The organism is Phaeovulum sp. W22_SRMD_FR3 (assembly GCF_052113705.1).
Classification (GTDB): Bacteria; Pseudomonadota; Alphaproteobacteria; order Rhodobacterales; family Rhodobacteraceae; genus JBGQOG01.
Genome location: NZ_JBGQOG010000007.1, coordinates 27,270 through 45,940, shown reverse-complemented (window position 1 = coordinate 45,940; position 18,671 = coordinate 27,270). Strand labels below are relative to the sequence as shown.

General features: G+C 64.7%; 17 protein-coding genes. 9 read left to right on the top strand and 8 right to left on the bottom strand.

What is annotated here, in order from left to right; genetic code table 11:
- Positions 1-1,302 (top strand): NAD-dependent dihydropyrimidine dehydrogenase subunit PreA, encoded by a 1,302-nt coding sequence (gene preA, locus ACEN2S_RS11235; protein WP_441866234.1) that lies wholly within the window; start codon positions 1-3, stop codon positions 1,300-1,302.
- A 66-nt stretch (positions 1,303-1,368) separates the two neighbouring features.
- Here preA and ACEN2S_RS11230 read toward each other — a convergent pair whose 3' ends face one another.
- The 7 genes from ACEN2S_RS11230 to ACEN2S_RS11200 form a co-directional block, all read right to left on the bottom strand.
- Positions 1,369-2,361, bottom strand: coding sequence for an endonuclease/exonuclease/phosphatase family protein (locus ACEN2S_RS11230; protein ID WP_441866232.1), 993 nt, complete (start codon positions 2,359-2,361; stop codon positions 1,369-1,371).
- On the bottom strand, positions 2,358-3,458 hold the full coding sequence (locus ACEN2S_RS11225) for a sn-glycerol-3-phosphate import ATP-binding protein UgpC (protein ID WP_441866230.1): 1,101 nt from the start codon (positions 3,456-3,458) through the stop codon (positions 2,358-2,360). The genes ACEN2S_RS11230 and ACEN2S_RS11225 overlap by 4 nt, the downstream gene beginning before the upstream one ends.
- Positions 3,459-3,467: 9 nt before the next feature.
- The gene (ugpE, locus tag ACEN2S_RS11220; RefSeq protein ID WP_441866228.1) at positions 3,468-4,310 is read right to left on the bottom strand and encodes a sn-glycerol-3-phosphate ABC transporter permease UgpE; all 843 of its coding nucleotides are present in this window, start codon (positions 4,308-4,310) and stop codon (positions 3,468-3,470) included.
- Between the two features lie 6 nt (positions 4,311-4,316).
- On the bottom strand, positions 4,317-5,222 hold the full coding sequence (locus ACEN2S_RS11215; protein WP_441866375.1) for an ABC transporter permease subunit: 906 nt from the start codon (positions 5,220-5,222) through the stop codon (positions 4,317-4,319).
- Between the two features lie 167 nt (positions 5,223-5,389).
- A complete protein-coding gene (locus tag ACEN2S_RS11210) occupies positions 5,390-6,688 on the bottom strand; it encodes an extracellular solute-binding protein (protein ID WP_441866226.1) in 1,299 nt (432 codons plus the stop codon).
- A 375-nt stretch (positions 6,689-7,063) separates the two neighbouring features.
- The gene (locus ACEN2S_RS11205) at positions 7,064-7,696 is read right to left on the bottom strand and encodes a TetR family transcriptional regulator C-terminal domain-containing protein (RefSeq protein WP_441866224.1); all 633 of its coding nucleotides are present in this window, start codon (positions 7,694-7,696) and stop codon (positions 7,064-7,066) included.
- Positions 7,697-8,071: 375 nt separating this feature from the next.
- A complete protein-coding gene (locus ACEN2S_RS11200) occupies positions 8,072-8,716 on the bottom strand; it encodes a TetR family transcriptional regulator C-terminal domain-containing protein (protein WP_441866222.1) in 645 nt (214 codons plus the stop codon).
- A 140-nt stretch (positions 8,717-8,856) separates the two neighbouring features.
- Here ACEN2S_RS11200 and ACEN2S_RS11195 point away from each other — a divergent pair, with 140 nt between their 5' ends.
- The 7 genes from ACEN2S_RS11195 (at position 8,857) to ACEN2S_RS11165 (ending at position 15,894) form a co-directional block, all read left to right on the top strand.
- The gene (locus ACEN2S_RS11195) at positions 8,857-10,107 is read left to right on the top strand and encodes a Zn-dependent hydrolase (protein ID WP_441866220.1); all 1,251 of its coding nucleotides are present in this window, start codon (positions 8,857-8,859) and stop codon (positions 10,105-10,107) included.
- A gap of 139 nt (positions 10,108-10,246) precedes the next feature.
- The gene (hydA, locus tag ACEN2S_RS11190) at positions 10,247-11,698 is read left to right on the top strand and encodes a dihydropyrimidinase (RefSeq protein WP_441866218.1); all 1,452 of its coding nucleotides are present in this window, start codon (positions 10,247-10,249) and stop codon (positions 11,696-11,698) included.
- A complete protein-coding gene (locus ACEN2S_RS11185) occupies positions 11,698-12,525 on the top strand; it encodes an ABC transporter ATP-binding protein (RefSeq protein WP_441866216.1) in 828 nt (275 codons plus the stop codon). The genes hydA and ACEN2S_RS11185 overlap by 1 nt, the downstream gene beginning before the upstream one ends.
- A 129-nt stretch (positions 12,526-12,654) precedes the next feature.
- Complete coding sequence (locus ACEN2S_RS11180; RefSeq protein ID WP_441866214.1) at positions 12,655-13,521, top strand: ABC transporter permease; 867 nt, start codon at positions 12,655-12,657, stop codon at positions 13,519-13,521.
- Positions 13,518-14,357 (top strand): ABC transporter permease, encoded by an 840-nt coding sequence (locus ACEN2S_RS11175; protein WP_441866212.1) that lies wholly within the window; start codon positions 13,518-13,520, stop codon positions 14,355-14,357. The genes ACEN2S_RS11180 and ACEN2S_RS11175 overlap by 4 nt, the downstream gene beginning before the upstream one ends.
- Positions 14,358-14,425: 68 nt before the next feature.
- A complete protein-coding gene (locus ACEN2S_RS11170) occupies positions 14,426-15,415 on the top strand; it encodes an ABC transporter substrate-binding protein (protein WP_441866210.1) in 990 nt (329 codons plus the stop codon).
- Positions 15,416-15,531: 116 nt separating this feature from the next.
- A complete protein-coding gene (locus ACEN2S_RS11165; RefSeq protein ID WP_441866208.1) occupies positions 15,532-15,894 on the top strand; it encodes a hypothetical protein in 363 nt (120 codons plus the stop codon).
- Between the two features lie 66 nt (positions 15,895-15,960).
- Here the strand turns inward: ACEN2S_RS11165 and ACEN2S_RS11160 are convergent, their stop codons facing one another.
- Positions 15,961-17,097 carry a mechanosensitive ion channel family protein gene (locus ACEN2S_RS11160; protein WP_441866206.1) on the bottom strand — a complete coding sequence of 379 codons (1,137 nt, stop codon included), beginning with the start codon at positions 17,095-17,097 and terminating at the stop codon, positions 15,961-15,963.
- Positions 17,098-17,250: 153 nt separating this feature from the next.
- On the opposite strand from ACEN2S_RS11160, the gene ACEN2S_RS11155 reads away from it, so the two are divergent.
- Positions 17,251-18,618 carry a short-chain fatty acyl-CoA regulator family protein gene (locus ACEN2S_RS11155; RefSeq protein WP_441866204.1) on the top strand — a complete coding sequence of 456 codons (1,368 nt, stop codon included), beginning with the start codon at positions 17,251-17,253 and terminating at the stop codon, positions 18,616-18,618.
- The last annotated feature ends 53 nt before the right edge of the window (positions 18,619-18,671 follow it).

Genomic DNA, 18,671 nt, shown 5'->3' with positions numbered 1-18,671 from the left:
ATGGCTGATCTCACCTCGACTTTCATCGGGATCAAATCCCCCAACCCGTTCTGGCTGGCCTCGGCGCCGCCGACCGACAAGGAATACAACGTCCGCCGCGCCTATGAGGCGGGCTGGGGCGGCGTGGTCTGGAAGACGCTGGGCATGGAAGGCCCGCCGGTCGTCAACGTCAACGGCCCGCGCTATGGCGTGATCCATGGCGCCGACCGCCGCCTGCTGGGCCTCAACAACATCGAGCTGATCACCGACCGCCCGCTGGAGGTGAACCTGCGCGAGATCAAATCGGTCAAGCGCGATTACAAGGACCGCGCGCTGATCATCAGTCTGATGGTGCCCTGCGATGAGGACAGCTGGAAAGACATCCTGTCCCGCATCGAGGACACCGAGGCGGATGGGGTTGAGCTGAACTTTGGCTGCCCGCATGGCATGGCCGAGCGCGGCATGGGCTCGGCCGTGGGGCAGGTGCCGGAATATATCGAGATGGTCACCCGCTGGGTGAAAAAGCACAGCCGGATGCCCTGCATCGTCAAGCTGACGCCGAACATCACCGATGTGCGCAAACCGGCCGAGGCGGCGAAACGCGGCGGGGCGGATGCGGTCAGCCTGATCAACACGATCAACTCGATCACCTCGGTCGATCTCGACCTCTTCGCGCCGGAGCCGACGATTGACGGCAAGGGCACGCATGGCGGCTATTGCGGCCCGGCGGTGAAACCGATCGCGCTGAACATGGTGGCGGAAATTGCCCGCTCGGCCGAAACCCGCGGCATCCCGATCTCGGGCATCGGCGGCGTCACCACCTGGCGCGATGCGGCAGAGTTCATGGCGCTCGGCGCGGGCAATGTGCAGGTCTGCACCGCCGCGATGACCTATGGCTTCAAGGTCGTGCAGGAGATGATCTCGGGCCTGTCGGATTACATGGACAAAAAGGGCTTTACCGATACCGCCGAGCTGGTGGGCCGCGCGGTGCCCAATGTCACCGACTGGCAATATCTCAACCTGAACTATGTCACCAAAGCGGTGATCAATCAGGATGATTGCATCAAATGCGGCCGCTGCTATGCCGCCTGTGAGGACACGAGCCATCAGGCCATCGCCATGTCGGAGGACCGCACCTTCACCGTGAAGGATGAGGAATGCGTGGCCTGCAACCTCTGCGTCGATGTCTGCCCGGTGGAAAGCTGCATCACGATGAAGGAGCTGCCGTTGGGTGCCACCGACCCGCGCACGGGCAAGACCGTGGTGCCCTATGCCAACTGGACGCAGCATCCGAACAATCCCAGTTCGCAGGCGGCGGAATAATCCCTTGCGGTGAGATCAGCAAAACGGCCCCCAACCGGGGGCCGTTTTCATGTCCGGAGGGCGGCTTCAGGCCGAAAAGCCGGTGATGGTGCAGGTGATCAGATCATGATCCGAGAGCACCCGGCCCTCCGGGTCCGTCGAGGGGATGATCGCGCTGGTCGCCACTTCCAGCCCGCGGGAGAGGAACCAGTCGAGCTTCATCGCCCGCTCGGGCCAGCGGGTGATCAGGCTGGGGCGGGTGGTCATCTGCATCTCCGGCCCGCCGTGGACGGTAAAGCCGCGCGCGATGGAGTCGGGGAACAAAGCTTCCGTCGCGTGATGGCCGCCGGGATTGTTGCCGGTGTTCAGATCGCCGCCGATCAGGATCGGCAGGCCGGGAAAGGCCGCCTCGACCCGGTCGATGATGTGCCGCATCTGGGCGGCGCGATAGGCGCTGTCCGCCACGCTTTCGAGATGGGTGGAGATGGCGACAAAGGGCCCCGAGGTGGTGGCAATCACCGCCCCCATCGCCATCCGCTCGCCCAGACGCGGCTGGTCGGTGGCGGTGGCGAACCAGACCCGCTCGCCCGGCAACCGCAGCATGAAGGGCTGCGCGAGGGCGGTCGCGGCCATCAGCGCATTGCCGTGAAAACCACGCGCGTTTTGCGGATCGCGGCAAAATTCCCGCTCGGTGTCAGAGCCGAGGCCGAGCTCCAGAAACTCAACGCCGTAAGCATAGGCCATCCCAAGCATCGCGGCCATCTCTGCCGTGGGGTGCCGCTGTGCGGTGCGCGACATGCCATTGTCCAGCTCGGAGAGCAGCACCAGCTGCGCCCCGGTGACACGCAGCTTCTCGGCGCTGGCCTCGGGGAAGAGGCAACGCTCAAGGTTCCAGGCGGCGACAGTCAGCGGAAAGCCGAGCGGGGCCACGCCCGCCGTGCCGCCGACCTCGACGCGGTTCATCCCCGGCAGGCTGGCCAGATAGGCATCATGCGCCGCGCGTTCGCGCGGCAGATCGACGACGCCGGCGCGCACCGTCTGGCTTGGCACCGCCAATTCGGCAACAGTCTCGCGGATCATGCCAGCACGTCGGGCTCTGCCCCGGCATAGGTGGCCACATCGGCGCTGGCGGGCAGGCGGCGGCCGGTTGTGGTGTCAAACAGATGCAGCCGGGCCTGCGGCAGCGCGATCTGCATCCGGTCGGCATAGGGCAGGTCGGCGGGAAGTGCGAGGGTGAGGGGCTGATCCTCCACCGTGCCGTGCACCAGCCGTTGCGCGCCCAGTTCCTCAACAAAATCAAGGCGGAAGGGCATGGAGGGCATGCCGGGTGCGGCGGGCACCAGATCTTCGGCGCGCAGGCCCAGCGTTACCGCGCCCTGCGGCACCGTCCCGCGCAGCGGGGTGGACAAGCCGCCAAACAGCAGCCGCCCGTTTTCCACCTGCGCATCGACGAGGTTCATCGCGGGCGATCCGATGAAACTCGCCACAAAGGTCGAGGCGGGCTTGTGGTAAATCTCCAAGGGCGCGCCGATCTGCTCGATCCTGCCACCGTTCAGCACCACCAACCGGTCGGCCAGCGTCATCGCCTCCAGCTGGTCATGCGTCACATAGACGGAAGTTGTGCCCAGACGCCGCTGCAAACGGCGGATCTCGCCGCGCATGCTGACGCGCAGTTTGGCATCGAGGTTCGAGAGGGGCTCATCGAACAAAAACACCGCCGGTTTGCGCACGATGGCCCGGCCCATCGCCACCCGCTGCCGCTGCCCGCCCGAGAGGGCGCGGGGCTTGCGGTCGAGATAGGGCTGCAGCTCCAGCATCCGCGCGGCCTCGGTCACCCGCGCCTCAATCTCGGATTTCGGGGTTTTGCGGTTGCGCAGACCATAGGCCAGATTGTCGTAAACCGACATATGCGGGTAGAGCGCATAGTTCTGGAACACCATCGCAATGTCGCGGTCGGCGGGGTCAAGGTCATTCACCCGCCGCTCGCCAATGCGCACTTCGCCTTCCGAGATGGTCTCGAGCCCGGCGATCATCCGCAAAAGGGTGGATTTGCCGCAGCCCGAGGGGCCGACGAGCACGATGAACTCGCCGTCGCGGATGGTGATGTTCACATCCTCAACCGCGCGGGTGTCGCCCGCATAGATTTTCGAGACCTGTTCGAGGGTAATCGAGGCCATGGGATTTCCTTACTTGTCGCTCTCGGTGAGGCCTTTGATGAACCAGCGCTGGAAGAAGACGACGATCATCACGGGGGGCAGCATGGCCAGAACGGCCAGCGCGAAGGCTTCGTTGTAATCGGGGATCTGCGCGCCGATCCACACTTGCAGGATGGATTTGATGCCGCGCATCAGGGTGAAGAACCGCTCTTCCGTCGTCATCAGCATCGGCCAGAGATATTGGTTCCAGCCATAGACGAACATGATGATGAACATCGCGGCGATCATGGATTTCGACAGGGGCAGCAGGATGTCGAAGAAGAACTTGACCGGCCCCGCGCCGTCGATCCGCGCCGCCTCCAGAAGCTCGTCCGGCACCGATTTGAAGAATTGCCGGAAGTAGAAGGTGCCGGTGGCCGAGGCCAGCAGGGGCACGATCAGCCCGGTATAGGTGTTCAACAGGCCCAGCTCGGACATCACCTGATAGGAGGGCATGATCCGCACTTCCAGCGGCAAAAGCAGCGTGGTGAAGATCATCCAGAAGGCGAGGGTGGCGAAACGAAAGCGGAAATAGACGATGGCATAGGCGGCCATCATCGACAGCACGATCTTGCCCACCGCAAAGCCAAGTCCGAGGATCATCGAGTTCATCAGCATCGACGCACCGGTGATCTGGCCGGTAAAGCCGCCCTTTTGCGTCAGCACCTTTTCATAGGTGGCGACAAAATTGGTGCCGGGCAGCAGCGTCAGCCCGTCGCGGTGGATCTCGGCGGCGGTATGGGTGGAGGTCATGAAAGCCACGACGACCGGCAGCATCAAAAACAGCGCGCCGAGCATCAGGATCAGGTGGTCGAAGGGACGGGTCCGGTGCATGGGGCCTCAGCTGTAATGGATGCGCTTTTCGAGAAAGCGGAATTGCAGGATGGTGAGGGCAAAAACGACGACCATCAGGATGACTGACTGGGCAGAAGAGCCGCCGATGTCATTGCCGCGGAACCCGTCGAGATAGACCTTGTAGACCAGGGTGATCGGGTTGTTGGCGGGCTTGTCCTTCAGGATGACGTCGATGATCCCGAATGTGTCAAAGAGGGCGTAGGTCACGTTGATGATCAGCAGGAAAAACGCCGTGGGGCCCAGCAGCGGTAGCGTCACCGTCCAGAAACGGCGCACGCCGGAGCGGCAGTCGATCGCGGCGGCTTCGCGCACCGCCATCGGCACCGATTGCAGGCCCGAGAGGAAGAAGATGAAGTTGTAGGGGATCTGTTTCCAGACCGCGACGACGACCATGGCAAAGGCGGTGTCGAAGTAATTGAGCCCCACCTGCATGTCCCAGCCGAACCAGCCGACCAGCGTGACAAAGGGGCCGATGTGCATGTCGAAAAACATCATGCCGATCAGCCCGGCCACCACGGGGGCGATGGCATAAACCGCGATCAGCAGGGTTTTATAGGTGGCCGCCCCGCGAATGACCGCATCCGCTTTCACCGCGAGCAGGAGGCCGAGCGAGAGGGCGAGGCCGGTCACCAGCGCGGTGAACACCGCCGTAAACCGCACGATGCCCATATATTCCGAGCCGGTCACCGCATCCTTGTAATTGTCGAGCCCGACAAAGGTCGAGCCGAAGCCAAAGGCATCCTCGATGTAGAACGACGAGGTGACCGCCTGAACCGAGGGCCAGTAGAAGAATATCGCCACCACGGCGAGCTGCGGCAGCAAGAACAGCCAGGGCAGCAGGGGGCGGTCGAACTGCACGCGCTTGGCGGCAGCGGCGGCGGGCCGGTTCAGACGCCGGGCGGCGGCCTTCGGGCTGCGGATCTGTGCGGGGGTGACATCGGTCACGGGGGCAGGCTCCGGATCAGGGGAAAGGGAGGGCGGGCGGCGCGCGCGGGGGTCACCAACGGCGGTCGGGGGCCCCGGCGTGGCCGGAACCCCCGTTTTGCGGAAGGCTCAGATCAACCGGCGGTTTTGGCGAATTTCGCCAGCAGGTCGTTGCCGTCTTTTTCGATGATGTCGAAAGCGTCTTTCGGGGTGACTTCGCCCGAGAAGATGCGGTTGTATTCACGCTCCATCACCGAGCGGATCTGCGGGTAATAGCCCAGACGATAGCCCTTGGCCCATTCGCCGCCCGGCAGCATCAGCTGTTTGATGCCGACTTCGGCGACCGGGTTTGCGTCGTACCAGCCCTGCGACTTCGCCAAGTCATAGGCCGCCGTGGTGATCGGCACATAGCCGGTGTTTTCGTGATAATAGACCTGCACTTCCGGCGAGGTCAGGAACTGGAAGAAATCGGCGGTGCATTTGTTTTCCGCGTCCGATTTGCCCGACATCGCGAAAAGCGCCGCGCCGCCGATGAAGCTGTGGGTGCCCGCACCCTCGATCTCATGCCAGTAGGGCAGAAAATCGGCCGAGAACGGCATGGTCGCGGTTTTTGCCAGACCGCCGAACGAGCCCGACGAGCCGATCCACATGGCCACTTTACCCTCTTCGAAGGGCTTTTGGTTGTCGGCCCAGCCCGCGCCGTAGAAGCCATAAAGGCCCTTGTCCGCCCAGTCTTTCAGCTTGTCGAACATCATCACCAGTTTCGGATCGGTGACATTGAGGGTGGTGCCCTCGACGCTGTCATAGCCGTTGTTGTTCGAGGCGAACTGGATGTTGTTGCGCGACATGAAGTTCTCGGTGAACTGCCAGGTCAGCTGCGAGGCGGTCAGCGGGATATAGCCCGCTTCTTTCAGTTTCGGCGCGACGGCCTCAAACTCTTCCCAGGTGGTCGGCACGGCCACACCGGCTTTTTCGAAAGCCTCGGTGTTGGTGTACATGATCGGCGCCGAGGAGTTGAACGGCATGCCGATGAATTTGCCCGAAGCATCGGCGTAGAAGTAGCGCACGCCGTCGATGAAGGCATTGCGGTCAAAGGTGCCGCCGTTCTGGTTGATCAGGTCTTCTGCCGGGATGACAGCGCCTTTGGCGTTGATGATGGTGGCGGCACCGGCATCGAACACCTGCAGGATGTTGGGCTGTTCGCCCGAGCGGAAGGCCGCGATACCCGCCGAGAGCGCTTCCTCATAGGTGCCTTTCGACACCGGGGTCAGCATGCATTCGGCCTGCGCTTCGTTGAATTTCTGCGAGATCTCGTTGATCACCTCGCCGTTGCGCCCGCCCATACCGTGCCACCAGGTGATGTCGGTCTGCGCGAAAGCGGTGGCCGAGGTCATCCCCAGTGCCAGCGTGGCGAAAGTTGCGGTCTTGATCATGGTAAGCCCCTGTCGGTCTGAAATCTGCGGCGAGGGGTAAGCGCCGAACATCAAGGTCACGCGACGGGTCTGTGTCAGTTTGGTAACTTTTGGCCGGTTGACGCGGGGTCCGGCGCGCAAAGCTGTGCATAACCCCGGTTTTCCCGGCAGCACTGCGGATTTTGCGGCGGAGGGGCGCGGTTTTCAGCGGTGATTCCGCCGCGCGGTGACCGCGCGTGCGACTCAGGTCGGGCGCGGAGGGGGGAGGGGGCGCCTGCTGCCCGCGCGTGGCAGAACAGCCCGCCCTGTCGGGGGGGGCGGCGGGGCCAGTGGCGCGGTCAGATCTGCCTGCCTTGGCGGCAGTCAGACGCCCGGCACCCGGCGCCGTCGCACTGGTCAGGGTTTGAGAAGCCGCGTGTAGAGGGTGTCGATAAAGCCGCCCGCCTCGTCAAAGGGATCGTGGCCGGGCCCGAGCACCGCGCGGACCTGCACGTCGAAATCGGCGTAATGCTGCGTCAGCGCCCAGATCGAGAAGATCAGGTGGTAGGGGTCGACTTCCGCGATCTTGCCCGCCGCCGCCCAGCCGCGGATCACCGCCACCTTGGCATCGACCAGCGTTTTCAGATCGCCCTCGATCCCCGCCATCATCCGCGGTGCGCCCTGCAGGATCTCATTGGCAAACAGGCGGCTCTCGCGCGGATAATCCCGGCTCATCTGCAATTTGCGCCGCACATAGGACAGGATCTCGGTCATCGGATCGCCCTCGGCATCCAGCGCCCGCAAGGGGTCGAGCCAGGTGTCCATCAGCGTCGAGAGCAGCGCCAGATGGATCGCCTCCTTTGAGGGGAAGTAATAGAGCAGGTTCGGTTTCGACAGCCCCGCCTCCTGCGCGATCTGATCCAGCGTGGCCCCGCGAAACCCGCAGGTCGAAAACACCTCCAGCGCCGCCTCAAGGATGGTGGCGGTGTTGCGGCGCTGAATCCGCGTTTGCGGGCGGGGGCTCTCGGGCTCGGTGGTCAGGTCATTCACGCAAGGGCTCTCCTCAACTTGGCCCGCTGTAGGACAGTACCGAAAAGGCGGCAAGACCCCTGGGCGGGCGTAGGTCCGGGCCGAACGCGCTGGGGGCTGCCTTCTGACCAATCGGTAAAATCATTCTTTCGACTGCCCGCTGGGCTCGCAAGCGCTTTGACCCCTCCTGTGGTGGATTTTTCGCCGATGCCGGGGGGCAGGGCACATCGCGCCGCAATTCAGGGCAACCGGGGCAGCGCAGACGCCGGTTCGGATCGCGAAGCGCCCGCCGGGGGCAGCGCCTGCCGAAAGTCCCCGATGGGTGTCGGCGGGCCCGATGCGCAGGTGCGGGGCAGGAGGAATAGGTCGGGCGGATCGGGGGGCCACGCTCACCGCTCAGGGCTGCGCGCCGATGCCCCGCAGTACGATGTCCTTGACGCTGGCTTTTGCGGCTTCCCAGTCGGTATCGCTCAGCGGGCCGCCGTTCAGCGTTTCGATCTGATGGCCGAAATCGGCGTAATGCTGGGTGGTGGCCCAGAGCATATAGAGGAGATGTTCGGCATTCACCGGCGCCATTTTGCCCGCCGCGATCCAGCGCTCGATCACCGCCACCCGGCCCGAGGTCCAGTCGCGGAGCGTGGTTTCCAGATAATCCTGAATGACCGGCGCGCCATGCATCACCTCGGAGGCCCAGACTTTGGACCCATGCGGATGGCGGCGCGAGATTTCCATCTTGGCGTCGATATAGGCGCCGATTCCCTCGATCGGGCCCGCCGCCGCGTCAAAGACCGCCGCCGCCTGCAGCCAGATGTCGAAGATCTCCTGCACCACCTTGCGGTAGAGCTCTTCCTTGGTGGCGAAATAGTAATGCAGGTTCGCCTTGGGCAGCCCCGCCATATCGGCGATCAGCTGCATGGTGGCGCCGCCGAACCCGGCCTCGGCAAAGACTTTTTCCGCTGCTGAAAGAATGAGCGCTTCCCGCGCCGCACGCGACTTTCCGCGGCGGGTTACGGGGCGGGTCGGGCGGGGCGTCTCAGGCATCGGGCCTCCGGGTGCAGAAAAATCTTGACCGTTTGGTCAGGTCGTGGTGCGCTCGTCACATAAAGATGTCTGACCATATGGTCAGATGAGAGATTCGTCGCAAGGGACATGAAGATCCGGCTGCGACAGGGAGAAAAAACATGTCTGCACCGGGCGAAAATCTTCGCATCAATTCCGCACGTCTTTGGGACAGCCTGATGGAGATGGCGCTGATCGGCCCCGGCATTGCCGGGGGCTGCAACCGCCAGACGCTGACCGATGAAGATGCCGAGGGCCGCGCCCTGTTCCAGACATGGTGCGAGGCGGCGGGGATGAGCATGGGCGTTGACGCGATGGGCACGATGTTTGCCACGCGGCCGGGCGAAGACCCCGAGGCGCTGCCGGTCTATGTGGGCAGCCATCTGGATACGCAGCCGACGGGCGGCAAATATGACGGCGTGCTGGGCGTGCTTGGCGCGCTCGAGGTGGTGCGCTCGATGAACGACCTCGGGATCAAGACCAAACACCCGATCGTGGTGACCAATTGGGCGAATGAGGAGGGGGCGCGTTTCGCGCCTGCCATGCTCGCCTCGGGCGTCTTTGCCGGGGTGCATTCGCTGGACTACGCCTATGCGCGGCAGGACCCCGAGGGCAAGACCTATGGCGCCGAGCTGGCGCGGATCGGCTGGAAGGGCAGCGAAGAGGTGGGCGCGCGCAAGATGCACGCCTATTATGAGCTGCACATCGAACAGGGGCCGATCCTGGAGGCCGAGGGCAAGGAAATCGGCGTTGTGACGCATTGCCAGGGGCTGTGGTGGCTCGAGTTCACCCTGACCGGGCGCGAGGCGCATACCGGCTCGACCCCGATGGATCTGCGGGTGAATGCGGGCCTCGCGATGGCGCGGATATTCGAGATGGTGCAATCGGTGGCGATGGTGAACCAGCCCGGTGCTGTGGGTGGCGTCGGGCAGGTGAAATTCAGCCCCAATTCGCGCAATGTGCTGCCGGGGACGGTGGTCTTTACCGTGGACATCCGCACGCCGGATCAGGAGAAGCTCGACCGGATGCGGGCAGCGATCGAGGCGGAGGCGGCGAAGATCTGTGCCGAGCTCGGGGTCGGCTGTTCGGTGGAGGCGGTCGGGCATTTCGACCCGGTGACCTTCGCGCCGGAGCTGGTCGAGAATGTGCGGCGGGCGGCCGAGCGGTTGGGCTATTCGCACCGCGAGATCATCTCGGGTGCCGGGCATGACGCCTGCTGGGCGGCGAAAGTGGCCCCGGCGACGATGGTCATGTGTCCCTGTGTGGGGGGGCTCAGCCATAACGAGGCCGAGGAGATCAGTCAGGACTGGGCGGCGAAGGGGACGGATGTGCTCTTTCATGCCGTGCTGGAGACGGCGGGGATCGTGCGTTGACCCTTGCGCGCCGGGGGCGCTGCCCCCGGACCCCCGAGGTATTTTTGCCAAGAAGAAGCCGAAGCGGGAAGGGTGCCGGGCCGCAGTGGAGCGAATGCAGAGGGAGCGCGGCAGGGCGCTTTGAGAGATGAGGAAGAACATGTCGACTGTCATCAAGAACGGCACCATCGTCACCGCAGATCTGACCTACAAGGCGGATGTGTTGATCGAGGGCGGGGTGATCACCGCCATCGGGCCCAATCTTGTGGGGGATAAGGCGCTGGATGCGACGGGCTGTTACATCATGCCCGGCGGGATTGATCCGCATACCCATCTGGAGATGCCCTTCATGGGCACCTATTCCAGCGATGATTTCGAAAGCGGCACCCGGGCGGCGCTGGCGGGGGGCACCACGATGGTGGTGGATTTCGCGCTGCCGAGCCCCGGCCAGGGGCTGATGGATGCGCTGAAGATGTGGGACAACAAATCCACCCGCGCCAATTGCGACTATTCCTTCCACATGGCGGTGACCTGGTGGGGCGAGCAGGTCTTTGACGAGATGGCCGAAGTGACGGCGCGCGGCATCAATTCCTTCAAGCATTTCATGGCCTACAAGGGCGCGTTGATGGTGAATGACGATGAGCTGTTCGCCAGTTTCAAGCGCTGTGCGGCGCTGGGCGCGCTGCCGATGGTGCATGCCGAGAACGGGGATATCGTGGCCGAGATGTCGGCCAAGCTCTTGGCCGAGGGCAATACCGGGCCGGAGGCGCATGCCTATTCGCGCCCCAGCCAGGTGGAGGGGGAGGCCACCAACCGCGCGATCATGATCGCCGATATGGCGGGGGTGCCGCTTTATGTCGTGCATACCTCCTGTGAGGAGGCGCATGAGGCGATCCGGAGGGCGCGGATGCAGGGCAAGCGGGTCTATGGCGAGCCGCTGATCCAGCATCTGACGCTGGATGAGAGCGAATATGCCAACCCCGATTGGGACCATGCCGCGCGGCGCGTGATGTCGCCGCCCTTCCGCAACAAGGCGCATCAGGACAGCCTCTGGGCGGGGCTCTCGTCGGGGTCTCTCTCGGTGGTGGCGACGGATCATTGCGCCTTTACCACCGAGCAGAAGCGCTTCGGCCAGGGGGATTTCACCAAGATCCCGAATGGCACCGGGGGGCTTGAGGACCGGATGCCGATGCTCTGGACCTGTGGCGTGAACACCGGGCGGATCACGATGAATGAATTCGTTGCCGTGACCTCGACCAATATTGCCAAGATCCTGAACTGCTATCCCAAAAAGGGTGCGGTGCTGGTGGGGGCGGATGCCGATCTGGTGGTCTGGGACCCGAAAGCCAGCAAGGTGATTTCGGCCGGGAGCCAGCAATCCGCGATTGATTACAACGTCTTTGAGGGCAAGGAAGTGACCGGTCTGCCGCGCTACACGCTGACGCGCGGGCAGGTGGCGGTGGTCGAGGGGGCGATGCATTGTGAGAGTGGCCATGGTAAGTTTGTGGCGCGTGAACCCGGCATGGCGGTGAACAAGGCATTGTCCGCCTGGAAAGAGCTGACCGCGCCGCGGCCCGTGGTGCGGGCAGGCATTCCGGCCTCGGGGGTATGATGGCAGCAGCATCTCTGATGGTGGATCCGACGGCGGCGGTTGCGCCCGCAGCACCGGTGATCGAGGCGCGGGGCGTCGGGCTGACATTCCAGACGAATGACGGCCCGGTGCATGCGCTGAAAGACGTCAATCTGACGATCAACAAGGGCGATTTTGTCAGCTTCATTGGTCCCTCCGGCTGCGGCAAGACCACATTCCTGCGCACCATCGCGGCGCTGGAGCATCCGACGGAAGGCGTGCTGACGGTGAATGGCATGTCGCCGGAAGCGGCGCGGCAGGCCCGGGCGTACGGCTATGTGTTTCAGGCGGCGGGGCTTTATCCCTGGCGCACGATTGCCGGGAACATCAAGCTGCCGCTGGAGATCATGGGGTTTTCGCGCGCCGAGCAGGAAGAGCGGGTGGCGCGGGTGCTGGATCTGGTCGAGCTCTCGGGCTTTGGGCGCAAATTCCCCTGGCAGCTCTCGGGCGGCATGCAGCAGCGGGCGAGCATTGCGCGCGCTTTGGCTTTTGACGCCGAGATCCTCTTGATGGACGAGCCCTTCGGTGCGCTGGATGAGATTGTCCGCGACCGGCTGAATGAGGAGCTGTTGAAGCTCTGGGCGCGGACGCAAAAGACCATTGGTTTTGTGACCCATTCGATCCCGGAGGCGGTCTATCTCTCGACCAAGATCGTGGTGATGTCGCCGCGGCCGGGGCGGATCTTCGATGTGATCGAGAGCCCTTTGCCGAAGGAGCGGCCATTGGATATCCGCGACAGCCCGGAATTCATCGAGATCGCGCATCGGGTGCGCGAAGGGCTGCGGGCGGGGCATGGCGATGATGTGTGAGGCTGTCTGCGTCAGGGCGAAAACGGGGTCGGCGTGGGGGGGCCACGCCGCGAAGAGGGGGGCTGTCTGCCCCCCGGGCCTGCGGCCCTCCCCCCGAGGATATTTTTCCCGAAGCAAGGAGGGTGCAGCGTGAGGCGGGCAGTGCTGCCGGTGCTGGCGGTTTTACTGGTGCTTGTCGTTGTGTGGTATGCGGCGGCGGTGGCGCTCAATGCGCCTTGGGCGCGCGATCAGGCGGGGCGGGCCGGGGTTGAGCTGGGGTTTGGCGCGCTCGTCGTGGACACGATGGCGCAGGAGCGGCCGGTGCTGCCCGCGCCGCATCAGGTTTTCCGCGGGCTCTGGGACGGGGTGGCGGGGCAAAAGGTCACCTCGAAACGCTCGCTCGTCTATCATGGCTGGATCACGCTCTCGGCGACGCTGATGGGTTTTGCTTTGGGCACTGCGGCGGGGATGCTCCTCGCAGTGGGGATTGTGCATAGCCGGGCGATGGATCTGAGCGTCATGCCCTGGGCGGTGGCCAGCCAGACCATCCCGATTCTGGCGATTGCGCCGATGGTGATTGTGGTGCTGGCCTCGATGGGGGTGACGGGGCTCTTGCCAAAAGCGGTGATCGCGGCCTGGCTCTCGTTCTTTCCGGTGCTGGTGGGCATGGTCTCGGGGCTGCGGGCGCCCGATGCGATGCAGCTGGATCAGATGAAGACCTGGAATGCCTCGGCGTCGCAGGGGTTCTGGCGGCTGCGCTTGCCCTCGTCGATGCCCTATCTTTTCACCTCGCTGAAGGTGGGGATTGCGGCGGCGCTGGTCGGCACGATCGTGGCGGAACTGCCGGCGGGGGCGAGTGCGGGCCTGGGCGCGCGGCTCCTGTCGGGGAGTTATTACGGGCAGACGATCCAGATCTGGTCGGCGCTCTTTGCCGCGGCGACGCTGGCGGCGGCGCTGGTGATGATCGTGGGGCTGATCGAGCGGGTGACGCTGCGGCGGATGGGGATGGCGCGATGACGATGGCGGCGGTGATATTCTGGCTGGCGGCCTGGGCGCTGAATGCCTGGCTCGCGCGGCATTATGCCCATCTGCGGGCGGTGCGGATGCTGATCCCGGCGCTCTTTGGCGTGACGCTCCTGGTGCTTTGGGAGGGGCTGGTGCGGGGCCTCGGCGTCAGCCCGGTGATCCTGCCTGCGCCCTCTGCCATCGCGGCGCGCTTTGCCGAGAGCCTGCCGATCCTTTGGGGCGATTTCGCGCAGACCATTCTGAAGGGCGCGCTCGGCGGTTATCTGATCGGTTGTGGCGCGGCGGTGCTGGTGGCAGTGCTGATCGACCGCAGCCCGTTCTTGCAACGGGGTCTGCTGCCGGTGGGGAATTTTGTCGCCGCGCTGCCCATCGTCGGCATCGCGCCGATCCTGGTGATGTGGTTCGGTTTTGACTGGCAGTCGAAGGCCGCCGTCGTCGTCGTGATGGTGTTCTTTCCGGTGCTGGTGAATATGGTGGCCGGGCTGAAGGCCACCGATGCATTGCAGCGCGATCAGATCGCCACCTGGGGGGCAAGCTATGGTCAGGCGCTGGTCAAGCTGCGGCTGCCTGCGGCGATGCCCTTTCTCTTCAACGGGTTGAAGATTGCCACCACTTTGGCGCTGATCGGGGCGATTGTGGCCGAGTTCTTTGGCAGCCCGACGCGCGGCATGGGGTTTCGCATCTCGACCGCGGTGGGGCAGCTCGATCTGCCGCTGGTCTGGGCCGAGATCACCGTCGCGGCACTGGCGGGATCGGCATTTTACGGCATTATGGTGTTGATCGAGCGGGCGGTGACCTTCTGGCACCCCGCGCAGCGACGCCGGTAATTCCCCGCAAGGGGCAGATCATCATGACCGGAAACATATCCGGCATGTACCAACAGAGAGGGTTTGAGATGAAGAAGCTGATGATTTCCGCGCTGGCGCTGATGGCGGCCACGGCGGGTGGCATGGCGCAGGCGGCGGATTCGGTGAAGCTGCAGCTGAAATGGGTCACCCAGGCGCAGTTCGCGGGCTATTATGTCGCTGCGGAAAAGGGCTTTTACACCGATGAGGATCTCGATGTGACGATCATGCCGGGCGGCCCGGACATCGCGCCGCCGCAGGTGATGGCGGGCGGCGGGGCCGATGTCATGGTCGACTGGCTGCCCTCGGCGCTGGCCGCACGGGAAAAGGGCCTGCCGCTGGTGAACATCGCGCAGCCGTTCAAATCTTCGGGCATGATGCTGACCTGCCTGAAGGAAAGCGGCGTGGCGAGCCCTGCCGATTTCAAGGGCAAGACCCTGGGCGTCTGGTTCGGCGGCAATGAATATCCCTTCCTCAGCTGGATGGCCACTTTGGGCCTGCCGACCACCGGCGGTGCCGATGGGGTGGAGGTGCTGAAACAGGGCTTCAACGTCGATCCGCTGCTGCAAAAGCAGGCCGCCTGCATCTCGACCATGACCTACAACGAATATTGGCAGGTGATCGACGCCGGGATCAAACCGGAAGACCTCGTGACCTTCAAATATGAGGATGAGGGCGTGGCGACGCTGGAAGATGGCCTCTATGTGCTGGAGGACAATCTGAAAGATCCGGCCTTTGAGGACAAGATGGTGCGTTTCGTGCGCGCCTCGATGAAGGGCTGGAAATACGCCGAAGAGAACCCCGATGAGGCGGCGATGATCGTGCTCGACAATGACGAGACCGGCGCGCAGACCGAAGAGCATCAAAAGCGGATGATGGGCGAAGTGGCCAAACTCACCGCAGGCTCGAACGGCGCGCTGGATCCGGCCGATTATGACCGCACCGTCAAGATCTTGCTGGCGGGCGGCTCGGACCCGGTCATCTCCAAGGCGCCCGAGGGGGCCTATACGCTCGACATCACCGACAAGGCCCTGAAATAACAGGGTTAACGGCGGGAAATCTGAAAGGCGCGCGGGGCAATCCGCGCGCCTTTTCAGCTTCTGTTTACCTCTGATGCCTATTCTGAACCCGGGTGAATCTGTGGGGAATGGGCGACATGCGGGCGCTTTTACTGTCATGCGTGGCCGTCATTGGGCTGAGTGCTGCGGCACCGGCGCAAGCGGCTTTTTTGTTCAAGCAACCTTCCAAGGAATGGGAGGCGGCCTATTGTTCGGCGGCCAGTGCGCGGGCGCTGGAGATCATCGGCCCCTTTGCCGATGACAAATTGCGCATGTTTCTCAACGAGCAACTGGTGTTCTGGCGCGAACGCGGCAGTCTGAGCCAGGTGGGGCAGATGCCGCTGAACATGGATATGAACCGCCAGCGCGACCCCGAGGCCGTCTATATTCAGAACACGGTGCGCGATTGCGGCTTGAAAGCGCTGCACTATGGCGCGAGTTTCCGGTCCTTCTCGAAATAAGTGTGGCAGGGCAGGGGATTGCGGGACGGGGCAGGGCCCGGATGGCCCGCGCGAGGTCCTGCGATCCTAGCGCGGATCGGGCCCCGCCATCGGCCCAATGGGCGCGCCTGACGCGGCCAGAGCGGGATGCGCCTCTGCCAGATCCAGCGATTCCCGCGTGCGCGGCAATGCCTCGGGGATCTCGGTCTGAATCCAGTCGATCAGCTTCTCGCGCATCTCGCAGCGCAGATCAAATGCCCGGCCAGAGTTGCGCGCCGAGACCAGCACCCGCACCTCCATCACCCGTTCCTTGAAATCGGTGACCGCCAGATTGAACACTTTGCCGTCCCACAGCGGCGAGGCTTTGGCGATGGCTTCGGCCTGATCGCGGATGCGGCCCACCGGCGCTTTGTGGTCGAGATAGAGCATCACCGTGCCGATCAGCTGCGCGCTTTCGCGGGTCCAGTTCTGGAACGGCTGTTCGATGAAATAGGACAAGGGCACGATCAGCCGACGCCAGTCCCAGATGCGAACCACGACATAAGTTGACGTAATCTCTTCAACATTTCCCCATTCTCCTTCAATCAGCAGGGCGTCGTCGATGCGGATCGGCTGGGTGATCGCCAGCTGGATCCCGGCAAAGACGTTTTTCAACAAGGGTTGCAGCGCGAGGCCCGCGACGATCCCCGCCGCCCCCGCCGAGGCCAGCAGCGAGACGCCATATTGGCGCACCGCGTCAAAGGTCATCAGCGCCGTGCCGACCCCCAGGATCAGGATCAGCATATTGGCGATGCGCTGCAGGATGCGGGTCTGCGTGACATGTTTGCGCGCGGCGAGGTTGTCCTCGCTGTCCAGCGTGAAACGGCGCAGATAGATCACCGTCCAGATCGACAGTGCCATCCGCGCGATCCAGGCGATCAGCACGATGAAAGCGATCATCAACAGATGCCGCAGCGTGCTTGCCTGTCCCACGGTGATCGGGGCAACGCTCGCCCCCAGCGCCAGCGCCAGCATCAGGAATGCCAGCCGGGCGGGTTTGCGGCTGCGGCTGTGCAGGCTGCGCCAGAACAGGCTGCGCCCCTCGGCCAGCCGCCCCAGCACGCCATAGACCATGCGATGCACGATCCAGCCCGTCATCAGCGCGGCCAGCAGGATCAGAAGCGCCTGCGCCCAATCGGGCACCCAGACCATCACGCGGGCCAGCGCGGCGTTCACTTCGGTCATCCGGTCTCCTGCACGTGCTTTTGGCCTCCCTATGGGCGAACGCCCGCCCGCGCGGAACGGTTCCCACAAAAGGCCCCAAGGGTCGGGTGGAGCTGTGTGAAGGGCTGGAAAAGCCTTTGTAAATCTGTAAATCTGCGCGGAAGGAGAGGTCCGATGCCCCGCAAAATCCGCTCACCCGCCACCGAGACGCCGGGCCGTGCCGCCCTGACCGGCACCCGCATCCGCGAGCGGCGCACCGCGCTGGGGCTGAAACAGGCCGATCTGGCGCGGGCGGCGGGGGTCTCGCCTGCCTATCTCAACCTGATCGAACACAACCGCCGACGGGTGACCGAGGCGCTGCTTGAGGGGTTTGCGCAGGCGCTGATGGTCGACCCGCGCGCGCTGAGCGAGGGGGCGGAGGGGGCGCTCTTTGACGGGCTGCGCGAGGCGGCGGCGGCGCCGGTGCCGGGGGCGGCGGGACCCGAGCTGGACCGGATCGAGGAATTCGTCGGCCGCTTTCCCGGCTGGGCGACGCTTCTGGACGCGCGGCAGGCGCGGGTGGCGGCGCTGGAGCGTCTGGTCGAGGGGTTTTCCGAGCGGATGGCGCAGGACCCGTTTCTGGCGACCACCCTGCATGAGGTGCTCTCGGCGGTGACCTCGCTGCGCTCCACCGCCGCGATTCTGGTCGAGACCGAGGAGATGGAACCGGAGTGGCGCAGCCGCTTTCACCGCACCATCCATGAGGAATCCCTGCGCCTCTCCTCGACCGCCGAGGCGTTGGTGGGCTATCTCGACACGCTGGACGAGGCGGAGACGGGTCTCTCCTCGCCGCAAGAGGAGGTGGGGGCCTGGCTCGCGCGGCAGGAATGGCATCTGGCGGCGCTGGAGCGGGGGCACGCGCCCAGCCCGGAGGCGATGGTGGCGGGTGTGGCAGAGCTGGCGAGTTCCGCCGCACGGTCGCTGGCGCTGGCCCATGTCATGCGCGCGCGGGCCGATGCGCAGGCGATCCCGCTTGAGCCGTTGCGCCGGGCGCTGGCCGAGTTGGGGCCGGACCCGGCGGCGCTGGCGCAGCGCTTTGGCGCCAGCCTCGCGCAGGTGTTCCGCCGTCTGGCCGCGCTGCCGCCCGAGCCGGGCCTGCCGCAGCCGGGGCTGGTGATCTGCGACGCGGCGGGGGCATTCACCTTTCGCCGCCCGCTGCCGGGTTTCGCCCTGCCGCGCTTTGGTGCGGGCTGCCCGCTCTGGCCGCTCTATGAGGCGCTGAGCCGCCCGATGCAGCCGGTGCGGGCGGTCGTCGAGATTGCGGGGCGTTTGCCGCAACGCTTTCTGACCTATGCGGTGGGCCAACCCGCCGTGGCGGCGGGGTTTGAGACACCGGCGGTGATGGAGGCGCTGATGCTGATCCTGCCGCTGCCCGCCGAGGGTCTGGCCTCCCTGCGCGGCCCCGGTGCCGCCGAGACGCGGCCGGTGGGCAGCGCCTGCCGGATCTGCCCGCGTGGTACCTGCGGCGCCCGGCGCGAACCCTCGATCCTCACCGAAGGCTGAGCGCGCGGACCAGCGAGGTTTTGACAAGCGCCGGATGGGCGGTGATAACAGCA